The sequence below is a fragment of the Brevirhabdus pacifica genome, from assembly GCF_002797755.1.
Classification (GTDB): Bacteria; Pseudomonadota; Alphaproteobacteria; order Rhodobacterales; family Rhodobacteraceae; genus Brevirhabdus; species Brevirhabdus pacifica.
The window spans coordinates 1,808,412-1,824,960 of the sequence record NZ_PGFI01000011.1 but is presented as its reverse complement, the minus strand read 5'-3'; the positions used below and the strand labels follow the sequence as shown (position 1 = coordinate 1,824,960).

Annotated in this window: 17 protein-coding genes; 1 reads left to right on the top strand and 16 read right to left on the bottom strand. The window is 61.6% G+C overall.

What is annotated here, in order from left to right:
- Nucleotides 1–3: 3 nt before the first annotated feature.
- The 13 genes from CLV77_RS08825 to CLV77_RS08770 form a co-directional block, all read right to left on the bottom strand.
- Entirely contained in the window at nucleotides 4–1,632 is a 1,629-nt protein-coding gene (locus CLV77_RS08825; RefSeq protein WP_076978338.1) for an AAA family ATPase, read from the bottom strand.
- On the bottom strand, nucleotides 1,632–3,413 hold the full coding sequence (locus CLV77_RS08820; RefSeq protein ID WP_170043954.1) for a restriction endonuclease subunit S: 1,782 nt from the start codon (nucleotides 3,411–3,413) through the stop codon (nucleotides 1,632–1,634). The genes CLV77_RS08825 and CLV77_RS08820 overlap by 1 nt, the downstream gene beginning before the upstream one ends.
- Nucleotides 3,413–6,163, bottom strand: coding sequence for a type I restriction endonuclease subunit R (locus CLV77_RS08815; RefSeq protein ID WP_076978340.1), 2,751 nt, complete (start codon nucleotides 6,161–6,163; stop codon nucleotides 3,413–3,415). The genes CLV77_RS08820 and CLV77_RS08815 overlap by 1 nt, the downstream gene beginning before the upstream one ends.
- 126 nt (nucleotides 6,164–6,289) lie before the next feature.
- On the bottom strand, nucleotides 6,290–6,727 hold the full coding sequence (locus CLV77_RS08810; RefSeq protein ID WP_076978341.1) for a ribbon-helix-helix domain-containing protein: 438 nt from the start codon (nucleotides 6,725–6,727) through the stop codon (nucleotides 6,290–6,292).
- A 9-nt stretch (nucleotides 6,728–6,736) separates the two neighbouring features.
- Complete coding sequence (locus CLV77_RS08805) at nucleotides 6,737–8,731, bottom strand: conjugal transfer protein TraG (protein ID WP_100053034.1); 1,995 nt, start codon at nucleotides 8,729–8,731, stop codon at nucleotides 6,737–6,739.
- 17 nt (nucleotides 8,732–8,748) lie between these two features.
- Nucleotides 8,749–10,506, bottom strand: a complete 1,758-nt coding sequence (locus CLV77_RS08800; RefSeq protein WP_076978342.1) for a relaxase/mobilization nuclease domain-containing protein — start codon at nucleotides 10,504–10,506, stop codon at nucleotides 8,749–8,751.
- A 247-nt stretch (nucleotides 10,507–10,753) separates the two neighbouring features.
- Nucleotides 10,754–11,458, bottom strand: a complete 705-nt coding sequence (locus tag CLV77_RS08795) for a lytic transglycosylase domain-containing protein (protein ID WP_083707609.1) — start codon at nucleotides 11,456–11,458, stop codon at nucleotides 10,754–10,756.
- Entirely contained in the window at nucleotides 11,445–11,972 is a 528-nt protein-coding gene (locus CLV77_RS08790) for a S26 family signal peptidase (RefSeq protein WP_076978344.1), read from the bottom strand. Before CLV77_RS08790 ends, CLV77_RS08795 begins: the two co-directional genes overlap by 14 nt.
- Complete coding sequence (locus tag CLV77_RS08785; protein ID WP_076978345.1) at nucleotides 11,969–12,427, bottom strand: DUF2840 domain-containing protein; 459 nt, start codon at nucleotides 12,425–12,427, stop codon at nucleotides 11,969–11,971. The genes CLV77_RS08790 and CLV77_RS08785 overlap by 4 nt, the downstream gene beginning before the upstream one ends.
- Before the next feature lie 4 nt (nucleotides 12,428–12,431).
- Entirely contained in the window at nucleotides 12,432–12,713 is a 282-nt protein-coding gene (locus CLV77_RS08780) for a helix-turn-helix transcriptional regulator (protein ID WP_021100692.1), read from the bottom strand.
- Between the two features lie 176 nt (nucleotides 12,714–12,889).
- Nucleotides 12,890–13,435 carry a DUF2285 domain-containing protein gene (locus CLV77_RS08775; RefSeq protein WP_143815087.1) on the bottom strand — a complete coding sequence of 182 codons (546 nt, stop codon included), beginning with the start codon at nucleotides 13,433–13,435 and terminating at the stop codon, nucleotides 12,890–12,892.
- A gap of 28 nt (nucleotides 13,436–13,463) precedes the next feature.
- Complete coding sequence (locus tag CLV77_RS16330; RefSeq protein WP_157802032.1) at nucleotides 13,464–13,634, bottom strand: transcriptional regulator domain-containing protein; 171 nt, start codon at nucleotides 13,632–13,634, stop codon at nucleotides 13,464–13,466.
- A gap of 131 nt (nucleotides 13,635–13,765) precedes the next feature.
- Nucleotides 13,766–14,038 (bottom strand): DNA -binding domain-containing protein, encoded by a 273-nt coding sequence (locus tag CLV77_RS08770; RefSeq protein WP_076978347.1) that lies wholly within the window; start codon nucleotides 14,036–14,038, stop codon nucleotides 13,766–13,768.
- Nucleotides 14,039–14,178: 140 nt separating this feature from the next.
- Here CLV77_RS08770 and CLV77_RS08765 point away from each other — a divergent pair, with 140 nt between their 5' ends.
- Nucleotides 14,179–14,418: a helix-turn-helix domain-containing protein gene (locus CLV77_RS08765; protein ID WP_076978348.1), complete on the top strand. Its 240-nt coding sequence runs from the start codon at nucleotides 14,179–14,181 to the stop codon at nucleotides 14,416–14,418.
- Nucleotides 14,419–14,526: 108 nt separating this feature from the next.
- On the opposite strand, the gene CLV77_RS08760 is transcribed toward CLV77_RS08765, so the two are convergent.
- Genes CLV77_RS08760 through CLV77_RS08750 form a run of 3 tightly spaced genes read right to left on the bottom strand, consistent with a single transcriptional unit; the run spans nucleotide 14,527 to nucleotide 16,350 of the window.
- Nucleotides 14,527–15,762 carry a hypothetical protein gene (locus tag CLV77_RS08760; RefSeq protein ID WP_076978349.1) on the bottom strand — a complete coding sequence of 412 codons (1,236 nt, stop codon included), beginning with the start codon at nucleotides 15,760–15,762 and terminating at the stop codon, nucleotides 14,527–14,529.
- A 4-nt stretch (nucleotides 15,763–15,766) separates the two neighbouring features.
- Nucleotides 15,767–16,084: a type II toxin-antitoxin system RelE/ParE family toxin gene (locus CLV77_RS08755; protein WP_076978350.1), complete on the bottom strand. Its 318-nt coding sequence runs from the start codon at nucleotides 16,082–16,084 to the stop codon at nucleotides 15,767–15,769.
- Entirely contained in the window at nucleotides 16,081–16,350 is a 270-nt protein-coding gene (locus CLV77_RS08750) for a hypothetical protein (RefSeq protein ID WP_233128121.1), read from the bottom strand. The genes CLV77_RS08755 and CLV77_RS08750 overlap by 4 nt, the downstream gene beginning before the upstream one ends.
- Nucleotides 16,351–16,549 lie beyond the last annotated feature (199 nt).

The following is a 16,549-nucleotide window of genomic DNA, read 5'->3' as shown; positions in this document are numbered from 1 at the left end:
TTATTAAGAACTCTCACTATCGCCTCCGTCATTGTTGGGCGACAGCGCCTCCTTTACTAGGCGTTCAGCTTTCGCCGCATCATCCGGAGAGCCGGGCGTCTCTAGGTCGGATCCATCATCAGAACTCAACATTTGGTGAAGTCTCTTGGCTTCTTCCGGGTCGCGGACTTGATATCGGAACCCGTAGCCGTCAAGCTCATGCGTAAGTTCTCTGAGCCGTTGCAAGTCTTCTGAACTCAAGTCCTCTTGCGAGCTTAGTTTGCGTTTCTCCTCAAGAAGGTCCTGCGTATATGTGTCCAAAGCGGCATTCAGGTCGAACAATTCACTTGTGACGACACCAGCATAACCCATGCCCCGAGGGTGCGTGTCCGGTTCAAAAGCGATAATCGCATGTGATTCAGGATCACGTTTGAGGATTTGGACCTGTTCTTTGACAAGCTCGGCTACGGCAATTGGATTGTGCGTCGCCAAAAGCACATGGCTATTTGGCTGCGCTCCACTGTCATCTGTTAAAAAGTCGCGGATATGTTGAATATATTCAACGCTCCAGCGGGGATTAAGGTGTGTGTCCGGCTCATCCAGAAGGAACAAGCTTTCTTCTGCAGAGGTGAACTGCAACAAGCCAAGCACCGTCAACAATTGTTGTTCACCTTCGCTCAGCTCGCGAAAGGTCACAGATCCATCATTCTTCTTCAGCTTGACCCGAATGCGGACCTCGTCGATCAGATCGGAAACATGTGTGCTCTCGAGATCGCGGAAAAATTCTGCTGGTGTCTTGCCTTCCGCCAACTCGCGCAACGCATCTATGTCTTTCGCAAAGAGGTAGAGGTATTCTTTTGTTCGCGTCCTGCGCACATCGTAAAATTCACGACGCTTGATCCGAATGGGTGCAAGGGAGATGTCGTAGAGTTTGGCAAGAAAGTCACGGACGATACCGCGAGAGTTCCAGAATCGGGCGTCACCCTCTTTCGACTTCCAGTAGGGCTGCTTGAGCACGAAAAGGACGGACTCAATGCCACCGTCTTCCAACCCCAACTGCTTTTCAAGGAAAGCGTTAGTCTGCTCTTTGTTGTTCACAATGAAGGAAAGGAGCACAAAGTTACTGTGGACGGGTTCCGCGAAGAACATGCGTTTAGCGCCGGGGTCTTCGCCGGAGACCAACTTGCGATCATAGCTTTCCAGGTAAGCTCGGAAGAGTTCGCTCATCCGGCGGCTTTCGCCTGAATAATATCCAAACAGAAATCTTGGTAGATATGGTGAATTTTCTCCGACCAGCTTTGTGCGGCTGATAGTCGTCCCGCTGATTTTCTCGAAATTGGCACCTACTTCAAACGGATCCGGTTGGTCATTAATGGTGATTACCTTGGCTCGGTAGGGATCTGCGGCCCGTTCCGGATCGGCATCAATGAAAACCCAATGATCGCCGATCTGATATGCAATGCGATACTTCATCGAGGGGAGGCGCTCGCCCATGATCAGATCGCGGAAGATAACAGTGAGCGCCTCGAGAACGTTGGATTTACCCGTACCATTGCGCCCGATAACGACTGTGATCAGGTGGTCCTGCGCGAAATCGATCGTCAGATCCCGCAGGTTCTTGTAGTTGTCGATCCACAGCCAATCGATGCGCATTAGTTCGCCTCGACTTCGGCCAAACGCAGCCAGTCTTCATCGCCGCGCCGCTCAATTTCTATCGCGGAACTTTCGACGTACTGTTTGAGCTGGTGGTAAAAGGCCTCGATGTCATCGGAAGATGCTCCGTCGCCAAGGCCAAGCCCTTCTGCCGCTTTCGATGCTGGTATCCAGGATTTCTGCTGCTTCAATACGTCCAGAAGGTCGGTCAATGTGGGTCTCCTTGGTTCAGCCACTCGCACGGGCCTGGACTTGCGCGCTTCCTTTGCGGAGTTCTCGCGCTCTTTCTTCTCCGCCTTGATCCGCTCAAGCAGGGCCGAGGCCGGTTCATCGTCGGGGTCCTGGGGGACGAGCTGGCCGGAGAAGGCTTTTTTCAGGATGGATTGGCGCAGGGCGTCGGCGCGGGTGAGGGCGGCGTCGATCTCGGCCTCGAGTGCGTCGGCGGCTTCGAGCCGTGCGTCGAGGATGCGGACGATTTCAGATTGCTCGGCAGCGGAGCAGATTGGGACTTGTAGTTCCTGCAGCTCCTTCGCGTTGATGTTGTTGACGCCGCTCGTGGACTTCGCCTTGTTCTCGATTTGGCCGCGAACGGTCGGCTCCATCATCAGATAGACGAGGTTCTTGGGAACCAACGAGCCGGGTATGGGGCGAAGCCGAATCAAATAGCCTGCATAGACGAATTGTGTGTCAACCGATCGAACCAATGCCGGCTTGCCGACCAATGAAAGGCTTCCATTCGACCGAATGGTCAGCACGTCGCCTTCGATCAATCGGTATTGCTCGAGCTCCGCATCGTCGAAATTGGCCGACTTGAGGTCGGTTGCGTCGATCACTCCGGCCGCAATGTTCGGTATGCGAAGGACACCCTTGCTACCAGCATCGTAGTCGCTTTTCTTCGACGTCCCGTACGAGGGTTCGTCGATCAGGAGGCCCAGCGACACCACGGTCCATCCCGGAATGCCGATATCAGATGCTTTGTCAGGGATATCCCGGGGCCGCTTTGGTTTCGCGGGTTTCTTGCCCTTCTCGCCATGGGCGCGCCATTGGGCGAGGGCGTCTTGCCACGTATCCAGGGCGGTTTTGTAGCGGGTGTCGCGTTCGTGGTGGATGCGGGCGAGGAGGGTTTTGGGGTCTTCCAGTTTGTCTGCGTTCTGCGCGCGCCAGTCGGCGGTGAGGCGGCCTTCGAAGGCGGATTTCAGCAGGGACTGGCGGTAGAGGCCGAGGGTGGTGCGCGCCGTTTGCAGGCTCTCGACCCCCTTGTCGATCTCGTCGAACATCGCCTCGATCTTCTCCACGATGCGGCGTTGTTCGTTGGTGGGGGCGATCGGCAACTCGAATGATGCAAGGCGCGGCATCTCGATGCTGTGAACCGTTGTTCCGCCCTTTCGACACTTGTCGAGGATGCGTTGCTCGAAAGCTCGCATTCCCCAGGCGATATAGTCCGAACTGATGCCATCCGGGAGAGCGAGCGCCTTGAGGTCTTGGTTGAGCGTGCTCTCAACAGCGGTGACCGCAATGGGGAGAGTGTGCGCAAGGATTCCCGAGCGGGTTACGATCAGGACCGATCCCGCAGGCACCAGCTTCGCCGCAGAGTTTTCGACCGCTTCCTCTGTGATGCCGTCAATGGCCTCACGAATGACCTTCGTTTTCATGTCCTTTGGGGAAACCCATGGAATGGGACCATTCCAGAAACGAGGGTTGGCTTTGGAGGGTGTGCCACCCCCGATCCATGTTCCGAAATCTGAGAACTTCGCGTTAGCCCACGTGGCAGGCAATTCCATCATGCCGAAAGCGCCTCATTCATCTCGGTCATGACCTCGTCCATCCCATCGCCAAAGAGCGCGTACATCTGACCCATTCCGCCTTTGCCGTCGAAGGGGGCCATTTCCAGATCGTCGCGCTCGATGGTGAAGGAGGTGGCGAGGTGGTCGCGGATCATGCGCAGCCAGTTCATCTGTTCCTCGGTGAACTTCTCGCCCGCGCCGGAATGGCGGTTCAGCACCCAGTTCTGGAAGTTGCGCCGCACCCGTTCGGAATGGCGGGTGAGGGTTGCATCCAGCCCCGTGACCCGGCGGATCAGCGCCACCAGCGCGGTCAGATCGCTGGCCGGGTTGCTGCCCTTGTAGTCGTCAAGATGCGCATAGGCGCGCCAGACGGTGAGCGGGGCCAGGCGCGGGCGATCCTCGGTCAGCTTCTTCAGCACGTCCTTGATCATGGCGAAGGTCACCTCGGACCGGCGGGCAGGGGTGTTGAAGTAGATCGATAGCGCCTCGATCTCGTCGCGGTTCTCGGCCAGATACGCCTCGAACTCCTGCGCGATCTGCTTGGCGTTCTCGGCCACATCGCCCGCCCATTCGGCGCGCAAAAGCGTGTCGAGGTTGTCATGGTCGATGGTCTGTTCGTTGTCGCGGCGGATGGTGTCCATCAAGGTGATGAGCGGGCCGGTGAAGACGTTGGCGGCGTGTTTGATCCGTTCCTCACGCGCAGTTTGCATGGCGGCATCGTCGGGCTCGGGGTGGCCCGCCGCCTTGGCGTCGGCCTCCACCTTGTCTGGGTCGATGGCATCGAAAAGGTCGCGCACGATGGCGGTGAGGGATGTCCCGGCCTCGGTCGTGATCTTCTCCTGATCCTCGGCCCCCAGCTTGTTGTCGAGCCGCGACAGGCGCGCGGCGAGGGAGCTCACGGTTTCCTCTGACCGGTCACCCATCATAAGCCCCATGGCGAGGTCCTTGAACGGGATCGAGGGTTTGGTGTCGAGCGGCTGGCTGGCGGTCTTGAGTGACTTGGTAACGCCGACGGCATCGACGATGACGTAATGGGTCTTGGCCTGGGCGGAGGGGGAGACCTTCTTCAGGTCGTCGGGTTTCATAACGCGAGTGCCGCGGCCCTTCATCTGCTCGAAGTAGTTCTTCGACTTCACGTCGCGCATGAAGATCAGGCATTCCAGCGGTTTCACGTCGGTGCCGGTGGCGATCATGTCCACGGTGACGGCGATGCGCGGGTAATAGTCGTTGCGGAAGGCCGAGAGCGAGGATTTCGGGTTCTTGGCCCCATTGGTGATCTTGCGGCAGAAGTCGTTGCCCTCGCCGAACTCCTGCCGGACGGTCTGGATGATGTCGTCGGCGTGGCTGTCGGTCTTGGCGAAGATGAGGGTCTTCGGCAGTTCCTTGCGGCCGGGGAAGATCTCGGGCCACTTGTCGTGGAATGTGCGGATGACGGTTCGGATCTGGTCGGGGTTCACGACGGATCGGTCAAGTTGGGTCGCAGCGTAGGCCTGTTCGTCGTCCTGCGTTTCCCAACGGCGCGCGCGGGTTTCGCGTTCGCGTTTCTCGACCAGCTGCTCGGCCTTGAGCGTCTCACCCCCTTGAGTGATCTCGGTTTCGATCAGGTAGATTTCGTTGCCCACATTGACCTTGTCGGCGACGGCCTTCTCATGGGTGTACTCGCTGACGACGTTCTTTTGGAAAAACCCGTAGGTGCGGTTGTCGGGCGTCGCGGTCAGGCCGATCAGGTAGGCGTCGAAGTATTCGATGACCTGGCGCCAGAGGTTGTAGATGGAGCGGTGGCATTCATCAATGACCACGACGTCAAAGTATTCCGGTGGCAGCTTGGCATTGTAGACGACCGGCAGAGGTTCCTTGCGGCGCCATTTCTGTTCGGCCGGATTTTCGTCCTCCGCGCCTTCGTTCAGTTCCTCGCCCTTGAGCGTGGCGTACATGCGCTGGATCGTGGAGATGACGACTTGGCTGTCGTTCGCGATGGAGGGCGAGGTGAGGCGCTGGACGTTGTAGAGTTCGGTGAACTTGCGGTTGTCGTCGTTCGGGATGAAGGCCATGAACTCCTGTTCGGCCTGTTCACCGAGGTTCTTGGTGTCGACGAGGAACAGGATGCGCCGAGCCCCGGCGTGTTTGAGTAGCCTGTAGACTTGTGTGATCGCCGTGAAGGTCTTGCCCGACCCAGTCGCCATCTGGACGAGTGCGCGCGGCTTATCCGTCTTGAGTGAGGCCTCGAGGTTCGTGATCGCCTTGATCTGGCAGTCGCGCAAGCCGTCCGGGTTGAGACTTGGCAGCGCCGCAATGCCTGCACGCAGGCTCATTGGCGCTTGTGCCCAGGATTTCAGGGTTTCGGGGCGGTGAAAGGTGAAGACCTCGCGCGACCGAGGATTGGGATCGCGGGCGTTGGTGAAGCGGGTGACCTGACCTGTGCTCTCGTAGAGGAACGGGAGCGGTTCGGCATTGGTGACCCATTTCAGCTTGGCGTTGGCGTACCCTTCGGATTGCTCCTCGACCGAGGTCAGGCGGACACCCCAGTTGTCGGGCTTGGCTTCAACCACACCGACCGCTTGCCTGTCAGCGAAGAGGACATAGTCGGCGGGCCCGATATCTGTCTGGTATTCGCGGACGGCCACGCCAAGACCGGCGTTGAAATCGAGCGCGTCCTTGTCCTGGACATGCCAACCGGACGCCCGCAGGCGTTCATCGATCCGGTCCCGGGCGAGCTGCTCGGGGGTTTGGTTTACATCAGGTGACACGCATAACGCCTGAAATTGCTATACTTTTTCAATCATGGCGTTCAAGGAGCGAAAAGGCAATTGGCGAGCGTACGGGTTGGGCGTCTAATTCCAGTTGTTGGATCGATATTCGCTGGAGCATGGCTTTCAGTGGATGCCGTCGGTTGGGTCTGTCTGTCCTGCTGGCAAGTCTTGGACGAGTTCCTTGGTGAGAGTTGAACCCTTCGCCAATCGACGGGAGAGCGTCTTAACGAAGCCTCCATACCGCTCCTTTCCCTTTGCCTTGGCCGCCAAGTATGTGTCATCGGGCAGCGGCGGCGTCGTGGTCAGCCAGAAGCGAACAAACAGCGCCAGCGCCTCGGTCGTGATTTCCTGGTCGCGTTCCAGCCGCTCGAGCGATCGGCTCAGGCGGTCGAGCCTCCGGACGATCGCGGCCTCACTCTGTTCGGCGCTGTCGGGTGAGAGGAACGACGCCAGGGCCGCCTCGATGATCTGGGTTTTGGGGACGCGCCGCCGTGCGGCCAGTTCGTCGATTTCATCGAAGAGGGCTGCGTCGACATAAGCGGTGATCTTGGCTTTCTTCATCGCGTCACCTCACAATTCGATGCCGTCGTCGGGATCGAGGGCCGCTTGACGCGCGACGTTGCGGAAGCGGGTCTGCATAGCGCGGGCGCGTTGAGCCTCGTCGTCAGGTTCGTCTTCGAGGGCGGCGAATTCCTCGCGCGGGAACGGCAGTTCGGGCGCCACATCCTCATGTTCGGGGATCTCAGGTTCTCGTCGGATGCCACCATCCCCGTCGTCAGCGGGCTTTTTCGTGGCAGCTTCTTGGGGTGGTGCGACTGGCTGAAGACTGCTCCAATCATCGGTTTCCACGGGGCTGACGGGTGCTGATGCTTCGACGATAGGCGGCTTTTGGATTCTCGCCGTAAGTTGCGCATCGCGGAAGTACCGCACTTTTTGTGCCCTGATCGGTGCTGCGCCCGACACGAGGATGATTTCGTCGTCGGATGGCAGCTGCATGATCTCACCGGGCGTTAGTAAAGCGCGGGCGGTTTCCTGGCGCGAGACCATCAGATGTCCGAGCCAGGGTGACAAGCGATGCCCGGCGTAGTTCTTCATGGCGCGCAGCTCGGTCGTGGTGCCGAGCGCGTCCGACAGGCGCTTGGCCGTGCGCTCGTCATTGGTCGCGAAGGCGACGCGGACATGGCAGTTGTCGAGGATGGCATTGTTCTGCCCATAGGCTTTTTCGATCTGGTTCAGCGACTGGGCGATCAGAAACGCCTTGAGACCGTAGCCCGCCATGAAGGCCAGTTGGCTTTCAAAGAAGTCGAGGCGCCCGAGGGCGGGGAACTCGTCGAGCATGAACAGAAGGCGGTGCTTGCGGTTGGTGTTGTGCAGCTCCTCAGTCAGACGACGACCGATCTGGTTCAGGATCAGCCGGACCAGCGGTTTCGTGCGGGAGATGTCCGACGGGGGTACCACGAGGTAGAGGGTGAGCGGCCGATCATCCGAGACCAGATCATCGATCCGCCAGTCGCAGCGCCGGGTCACGGTGGCGATCACGGGGTCGCGGTAGAGGCTGAGGAAAGACATGGCGGTGGACAGGACGCCGGAGCGTTCGTTCTCGGATTTGTTCAGCAGCTCGCGAGCGGCCTGGGCGACAACAGGATGCGGGCGATCTCCGAGATGCGCAGTCCGCATCATTGCAGTCAGTGTGGCGGCGATGGGACGCCGAGGATCTGACAGGAAGGCGGCGACGCCTGCCAGTGTCTTGTCCTTCTCGGCATAGAGAACATGCAGGATTGCACCGACCAGAAGGGAATGGCTGGTCTTCTCCCAATGGTTCTTCCGCTCGAGTTGGCCTTCGGGATCGACGAGGATATCGGCGATGTTCTGGACGTCACGCACCTCGCGCTCGCCGCGTCGGACCTCGAGCAGTGGATTGTAGGCGGCGCTCGCCGCATTGGTCGGATCGAACAGCAGGACACGCCCGAACCGAGCCCGCCATCCGGACGTTAGCTGCCAGTTCTCGCCCTTGATGTCGTGGACGATGGCGGAGCCGGGCCAGGTCAGCAGGCTTGGGATGACAAGACCGACGCCCTTGCCGGAGCGGGTGGGCGCGAAGCACAGCACGTGTTCCGGACCATCGTGCCGGAGGTAGCGCTTGTCGAGACGGCCCAGCACGACCCCGTCGTCTGCGAACAGCCCGGCGGCGGTGATATCCTTGGGGCTTGCCCATCTGGCAGAGCCATAGGTTGTCACGTCGCTCGCCTCGCGCGCCCGCAGGACCGACAGCAAGATGGCGGCGGCAAGGGCGGCGACCCCGCCTGCGCCGGCGATTGCGGCCCCTTCCATGAAGACGCGCGGCGCGTAGGCGTCGTACCAGTACCACCAGGTGAAGACCTGCCACGGGCGATAGATCGGCATGCCGAACAGGGCAGTGAGAGGCGCGCCAAGCTGGGATTGGAACCCGAGACGAAACGCGACCCATTGCGTCGCTGCCCAGACAAAGAGCAGCGCCACGATGCTGACGATGATGATCTGGCCCCAGAGGATCTTGGTGGCCGATGACGTGTCCTGACGGCTCATGGTGATGTCCTTTCTGATCAGAGGCTCAGCCCGCGCTTGCGCCCGAGGCTCCAGTCGGTTCCGCCGCCGGGCGTCATTGTGCCCGTGACGGTCTGGCCGAGATGGCGTTCGAGTTGCGGGGTCCACGGGACGAGCGAGAAGCCAAGGCCATCGTCGATCATGGCGAAGCGGCCCGAGGCGAGATCGAGGCGTTGCCGGAACGTCCCTGCGACGGGCTCGCCCTCGGTCGGCTTGTAACGGGGGAGGCCGGTTTGGGTGCTGAGGTCTTGAGCGATGGCGTCCAGTTCGCGGTTGCGAAGGGTGGCCAGCAGATCGCGGGCAAAGGTGACCCGCTGCCCTTGCCGTCGGGCGAGGCCTTCGGCGACAAGGTGATCCGAGCGGCGCTCCAAGGCCTGGCGAACCTCCGCGCCAAATCCGGCGCCGCTCAGCGGTGCGCGGTCTCGGGCAAGATGCAGGCGGTCGAGCCAGGTCGCGCCCTCGGCCTCGATCTGGGCGGCCAGCGACAGATCGGAACGACCGACAAGAGACAGTTGCGGTGTTCCGTCCGTCTTCCCTGTCCAGAGCCGGGTTTCGACAATGCCACCTTGCGGCGTGTCGCCGGTCGCATCGAGATCCCGGAAGCGTAGGTGATGTACGCGACCGTCAACTCCGTCGATGATCGCGTAGCCCGTCTCGGCGTGGTCATCATGAAAGCCGCGTTCCACGAGCCGCCCGAGGATAGGCGCGGTGGGCGTGCCTTCGATGGCGAAATCCCCCGCCGCGCCGTGGCGGTCGGCGCCCATGGCCCGGTGCATCCGTTTGATGATGTCGCCGCGCATCCCAAGCTCGCGCAGAGTGTCTTCGGCATTCGGTTTCAACTCCCAGATGGCGGGGGCGATTTGTTCGGCGAGTCCGAGCCTCTCCATTGTTTGGGCGCGACCGATCATCAAGCGGCGCAGGTCCGGATCGCGGGGCTCCGGCGTGCCGCGCCGCAGGTCGGCGATGCCGGCATGATCGTCCGCCAGGGATCGTAGGCCCCGGTCCAGATCAGTCCAGCGTTCCGCTGTGACCTGCGTTTCGAGCGCTTGGGAAATCTCCCGTTCGCTGCGGGGGCCCAGCTCCAGTTGCACGAGGTCTTCCGCGCGCGCTCGAAGCCCCCGGCTGATGTAGTCACGCGAGATGACGAGATCGCGGCCATCGTCGGCCTTTCCACGCACCAAAATGTGGATATGCGGATTGTCGGTGTTCCAGTGATCGACGGCGACCCAGTCCAATCCGGTTCCGAGATCCCGCTCCGCGCGGGCCATCAGATCCCGGGTGAAGGCGCGCAGGTCCTCCAAGTCGCCCGCGTCCTCCGGCGAGACGATGAACCGGAAGTGATGCCGGTCGTCTTCGCAGCGCGCCGCAAAGCCGCCTCGGTCGAGATCATCGCGGTCAGACCCGAACAAGTCGGCGTCGCGCCCGTCCTGACCGACGCCATCGCGCTGCAAGTAGCCGAGATGCTTGGCCATGGGCGCGGAGCGAAAGCGCTTGCCCTGGTGGCGCACGACGCGGGCCTTCACTACGACCCGCCGGGAGGTGCGAGTCAGGCCTTTGGCCGTCCGGGCAAACCGTCCGCGCCCGAAAGAGGTGTTGCCGGAGCGCGTGCTGCCCGCGCCGATACGGTAGCCGGTATGTCCGGATTTCCGCGCAGCTCGCATCACCTCGTTGACGAAACGGGTGGGTTGCTTCGAGGTCCTGCCGCCGTCGCGTATACGCCCGGGGCGGATGCGCAGGTCATTGTCGCGCCCGGTCATGGCCGCACTCGCTCGCAGAACATGCTGCCGCACAAAGAATATAGCAAAATCAGAATTTTAGATGAAGTCCTGCGGCATGCAGCTTGAATGTGCGGCGCAAATCCTCGCAGAGAAACAACAGCTTGAGGTCCGCTTGCGGCACCTCTTTTATCTCGCGCTCTTTCTGTTGAGACCCTGCGCGTCGACCTTCTCCGGCCCATTCCTGCGAGCGGGCTTTCCAGACCTCGCCATGGTGCGATTTCGCGGATCATGGCGTTTGCCCCCGGCTGAGAGGCACGAAGATGCCGTTTCGAGACGCGTCAGACGCAATCCGTTGGGTGTCATCACCCGGGGTTTGACCCTCCTCAGCCATTGCCGCGAACAACGGGGCGTCGCGCCAGTCCTGAGTCGTCTGCGGGCGGCTGACTGCCCGCGCGACGTCGGTTCCATCGGCGATGAGTGGCGCGAGGATGGCGAGGTAATTGCGGGTTTCACGCGGCAGGGCGCGCCCGGTATCAAGGTGCTCTTGGTAGCGCGCAGGCCCGGCATTGTAGGCCGCGAGAAAGCCGGGTGACCCGAACCGGTCGTACATTTGCCGCAGATAGGCGGTACCGGCCAGGATGTTGTCGCGTGGATCGAAAGGGTCATTGCCAAGCCTATAGGCTACACGCAATTCGGCCCAGGTGCCGGGCATGATCTGCATAAGCCCCATGGCGCCCGCGTGACTCACCGCGCGCGGATTGCCCGCACTCTCGACCTCCATGACGGCACGGATCCAAGGCTGCGGGATGCCGAACATGCGCGCGGCTTCTGCGATATGGATGTCGATGGGTTGCTGGTCAGATGCTGGAACACTGCGGTCCTGAGCGATCACGGCGGACGGTGCCACGGTGATCGGCATGCAGAGGATCAGTACAAGCGCGGTAGTAACGGTCGCGTGCCGACGGCTGTGTCCGCGTTCAAGACGACGCATCTTCCGCCCCTCCATATGTCCAAAGAGGGATTGCACGCCCGAGGATCGTGTCCGCTGACAACGGGCCGAAATACCGTCCATCGAGGCTGTGGGCGACACCGGCGAGGAGCAAGAAAACCTCGTCCGAGTCGAGCGTGACACATCCCGTCCAACGAGGAAGCGGGCGCCCCTGTTGGTCAGCCGATGCAGCCTCGGCAACTACGCTGCCGTCGATGGTGATCTCGAGATTGTTCCGACAGACCGTCATGCCGGAGACGGCCGCGACGCGTTTCAACAGCAAGGTATCCGCACCGACATAGCCGCGTTCAACCACCCAGGATGACCGGTCTTCCGGCAGGCGCACGGCAACGATTTCGCCCGACGATGGCGCTTGTGACGCTCGAAGGACGTAGAGGCCGATCGGCACGCTTGCCGAGGCATTCCAGATCAGGCGCGGTGCGCGGTCGATCTGTGCAGCTGCGAGCAGACCAAGGGACAAACCGGCCGCGAGGAGGGGAGGGGCCGACGCGCTCATGTCGTCACCATGCGACGCTTGAGCCAAGCCACATGCCGGGCAGGGGTGTAGGGACGGGGCTCCATTGCCGCGGTCAGGCGGTTGTGGACGTGCCGCCAATGATCGGGGCAGACATCTTCCGGTGTGATGCCATAGCTTTCCACGATGTCGACGGACCGAAGCGCCGCCTCGACCTTGGGCCAACCGGAGAGGCGCAGCAAAAGCTCTCCGCCTGGTGTCACACAGGGCACTGTCGAGCAGGGCTCGCCTGCATCGACGGCGCGCAGAATGTCGATCCGGCTTTCAACAGTGCCGTGGTCGTTCGACGACCAGCGGACGAGCGCGAAGATCGCGCCGGGGGCGAAGGCCACGCGCTTTTCCGTGCGCGTCAGGATGGTTTCCTCGGCAATCCGACCGAAACGGATCCAGCGCTCGATGCGCCCTTCGATCCAGGTGAGGTGGACGCGTGTCTGCATCGGCTCAGCGCCCCCGACGCAGATAGGCCGGCGAAACGGCTGCATGGCGTTTGGCAGGCAGGACGCGGTCCTCGGTCTCGTCCGAGGTGGAGGTCTTCTCGCCCCTCGTGACCCAGGCTTGCAGATCGTCGACCGCGTAGACGACACGTCCGCCGATTTTCGAATAGCGCGGGCCGGTCCCGTAGGTCCGGTGCTTTTCCAGCGTGCGGCCAGACAGGCCGAGAAATCGGGCGGCTTCCGGGGTCCTGAGGTAGCGGGGCGGGAGTCCTTCATTTGGGTCGGGCATTTTAGCATCTCCGGTGGCTAGGCCGCGCGACGGCGCGTCGCGGGCTGTCGGAGGTCATCAAAACGGAGAAGAACCCAAGGGAGGGATGACGAAGATCGCGGCGTGAAAACGTCACCCCCAAAGGCCGACAGGATCAGGGAGTGATGAGACTTCGAATTTCGGGGATTGCGCGGTGATCACTTGCGCGGCTTGGAGCGCCCCGTTGGTCCTTTGCCGAGAAGGAGAAAGCGATAGCCTTTGGTGGTCAGATGCGTTCCATGGGCCGACAGTCGGGTGATCTGGGCCTTGAGGGAGCTGGTCTTCCAATGCTCGCGCGACACAGCCTCTGCGCCGAACAAATGCCCCGCGATCGTCTGGTAGCTGGCACGATCCCGGCGCGCGTCGAGCGTGCGCAATGCAAGCTGGATGCGCCGTCGCTGCTGCGACGTAAGGGGCGGAGGGGATCGTTTGTGATGAAGCAGTTGCGCGCGGATCGTCTCGAGCGAATTGATCCGCGCTGTCCAATGCTCGTCCAGCGGCACCAGGATGCCGAGGGGCCGGTGCAGGTTCTTGGCATCCAGCACGAGCAACGCGCCCGTTGCGAGGCGCACATACATCAAGCCGTCCTGCGTTCCGATGACGGTCAGATCATCTGCATCGATATGCGGCGCGGCGGTGTCGCCGCCGGGGACCGGCACAGCATACCCGACCGCTGCCGGGGCGATTGATGGCTTCCAGAACACGGGTGCTTTGGGTGCGTCGATGTCCGGATCAACCGGGAAATCGTAACCCCCATGCAGCCGGTGATTTCAATCCATCCCGCATTCGCGGGTAATTGGCGCGATAGTCGGAATTGCGGCGCAAGCATTCCCAGGCCAGCCCGGACAGGTCGAGACTGTCGAAATGCTTGTAAGCCGCTTCGTCTTGCCAATCTTTGGTCATGGCGAAGCTCCGCGTCAGCTGTTTCGATGGACAATGAGTATAGCTTGGTGACGCGTCAAAACGACGGCAGGAACGGTTGCCCTGCGCAACCTGCGCGGGTGTTCGCCGATGTCTTACGGATAAGGCGAAGTTCAGCCGTTACCGCCCTCAAGCAGCTTGCGATAGCCGTGCTCCGTCATCCAACGAGCGCGGGCGAGGTGGCTGTCGTACATCTTTTTGGCACGCTCTGGTTCTTCGGCGGCATCTATACCGAAAAGAATCTCACTGACTTCATGCAGGCTGGCACCGCTTTCAGCGGCATCAAACAGGCGCAAGTACAGCGTCATATGCGCGTGGTCGTAATCGGTCAGCTCATCGCTTTGTGGTGCGATATCAGCGATCGGCGTGGTGCCGGTGGCAGACATGATTCCCCCTCGCCGTCGGGCGTTAAGGCTCATAACAGCACATCAGATTGCATGTGCAAGGTCGGATTGCGGTCAGTCAAACTGCAGATGAGTATTATAATACGTCGCACCAAAATACGCGATAGGTTCTTTACTCGCGGATGGACATCCGCGTTGTTTTTGCAAGGAATCTCAAGCACTACCGCCAAGCCTGCGGGCTTACGCAGGCCGCTTTGGCGGCGGCGATGGAAGTCGACCGTGCCCATGTCAGCGCCATGGAGCGCGGCCAGCAGAACGTCACCCTGCAAACCCTGCAGCGGGTCGCAGCGCATCTGGATGTGGCCCCAGCGAAGCTGATCGAAGAACGCGCCGAAGGCGATGTGCGTTCCCGAAAACCGTGATCCTTCGCCCGGGCAGTCAGCTTTCGGGGCGAAACGTGCAAGCTCAGGGCAGGGCATTGGTCGAACCCAGTGCGCCGGGCAGGATGGTCTTCTATAGCGATCAATCCGCTATTCAGCACTGAGTTCGGTCATCTTCTGGCCAAGGCGGCGCTGCATCAGATCATCGCCGGGCGTGGTCTCCATCAGTCGCTGAAGCGCCGCGATGGCCCAGCCCCGCCGGTCGATGCGTGTGCTGGCGGTCATCAGGTGATCGACCGCTTCGTCGATGTCGAACGGGCTGGGTTCATAGCCACGGCCCGCCAGAAGATGCCTGATGGCATGCAGAGCGACTTCGGCGGAGAAGGCCGGTTCCTTGATGGCGAAGTCGCGGGCGGCCCGGATGAGCGTCGCCGGGGCCGCCTCGTGATCGGCCGCGCAGTCGAGGGCGATGTCGAAATACGTCGCGGTCTTGGCCGCGGCGAACCATTTGCCCTTGCGACCGTGGAGCGTGATGAGGTCTTCCAGTAATGCACGGGCATCCCGGTCAGGGTAGCGTTTGACCAGATCGCGCCACATCGCCAACCATGTGTTCCCGTTGGCAGCGGGCAGACCGAAACGGCGATAGGCCTCGTCCGCCTTGCCCTGGCGCATAAGGATCGCCTCGCAAAAGCGGCAGATGTCGTGATGGCCCCATGTCTGGCGGTCCGCCTGCAGCAGCGCCTCGGCATAGGCGAGCGCGTCATCCTCGCGGCCCTGTCGAAGCAAGGCTTCTGCCCCGAACTTGTCATCGAACCACAGCCGGGTCTTCTTGACCGCGAGGAGCGCTAGCAGTTCGTCATACCGTCCGGCCTCGAGCAGGCAGGACAGCGTGAGCGTCGCGGTGCCGACATGAGAATACCGCTCCCAATCCGACCATGCCCGATGGATCAGGGCGAGATCCCTGTCGGCATGAAAGGTCATGAGCGCGGGATACACGGCGATCTCGCCAAACCGCTCCGAGATTGGGGCGAGGTAGTCGACGCCATCGTCTTCGATTGCCGTGCGCAGCTGTTCCAGCCATTTTGCGCGGGTCTTTTCATCGGCAGGTGCGGCGATCAGGATCGGCACAAGGTCGTCAAGTGTGCGGCGCACGGCGTTGCCAAGTGCGCCCGACGACGTATCGATATGCTCAAACGCGGGCCAGATCCGCGCGGCCAATGCGACCACGCCGTCCGCCGCCGTGACAGGATCCGCGCGATTGACGGCCCGGATTTCCGCGCTGGCCGATTTCAACCGCTCGATTGCCTTGGCGGAGCCGCGCCATCCGAACGCGCTTGCGCGTATGCCGGGTTTGAAAGCCCATTTGTGGACAGGTTTGCGTGCCATCCTGCTAGCGCCCACGCGACTTGCTGCGCGTGATCCAGTCGGCCCCGGCATAGGTCACGGCGTGGATATGCACCTCGCGGGCATCATCGTCGACGGTGAAGGCGATAACGGCCTTGCGGCCTGCTGGAATGGCGCGCAGGCCGGGGGCGATCTCGTCCCGGCGGCTGCCCTTGTGTGGCAGGTCCGCGAGGCTGGCGATGGTGGCCTCGATCTCGTCCAGTCGGCGCGCGGCGGATTGCGGGCCGGCATAGTCGATCAGCCAGCGCGTGATCGCGTCCAGATCATCCGCGACCGCAGGATGGAACCGGATGTGATAGCTCACGCCCCGCGCGCAGCCTGCAGCCGGGCCCGCGCGGCGGCAAAGGCGTCCTCGGCCGCGACATAATCGGCGCGCGGCGTGTCGAGCCGCGCCCGGATCTCCTCGGCCATAGCGCCAAGGGCCAGCTCGCGCTCTTCTTCGTCACGCATCATCTGCTCCAGCGCCGCCGCCACAGCCGCGCTTTGCGAGGCGAAGACGCCTTGGCCCACCTTGTCGGTCAGGAACCGATGGTGGCGGTCGGTGAAGCTGAGGGTTGTCTTGACGGTCATGCTGGACTCCACGGTATGACTTAGTCATATAGGCGGAGGCTTGAAGATTCGCAATCTCTTCGGGCAGGGGCGGAGAGCGGTCATTAGCTGCAAGCGCGAGATTTTCATTCGCACCCCCACAAAGCAGACTTTACTCTCACCGGACGCATTGAACCAAATCAACTCAAACGCTTACTCTGGGTTGAACAGAGTCCTAAGC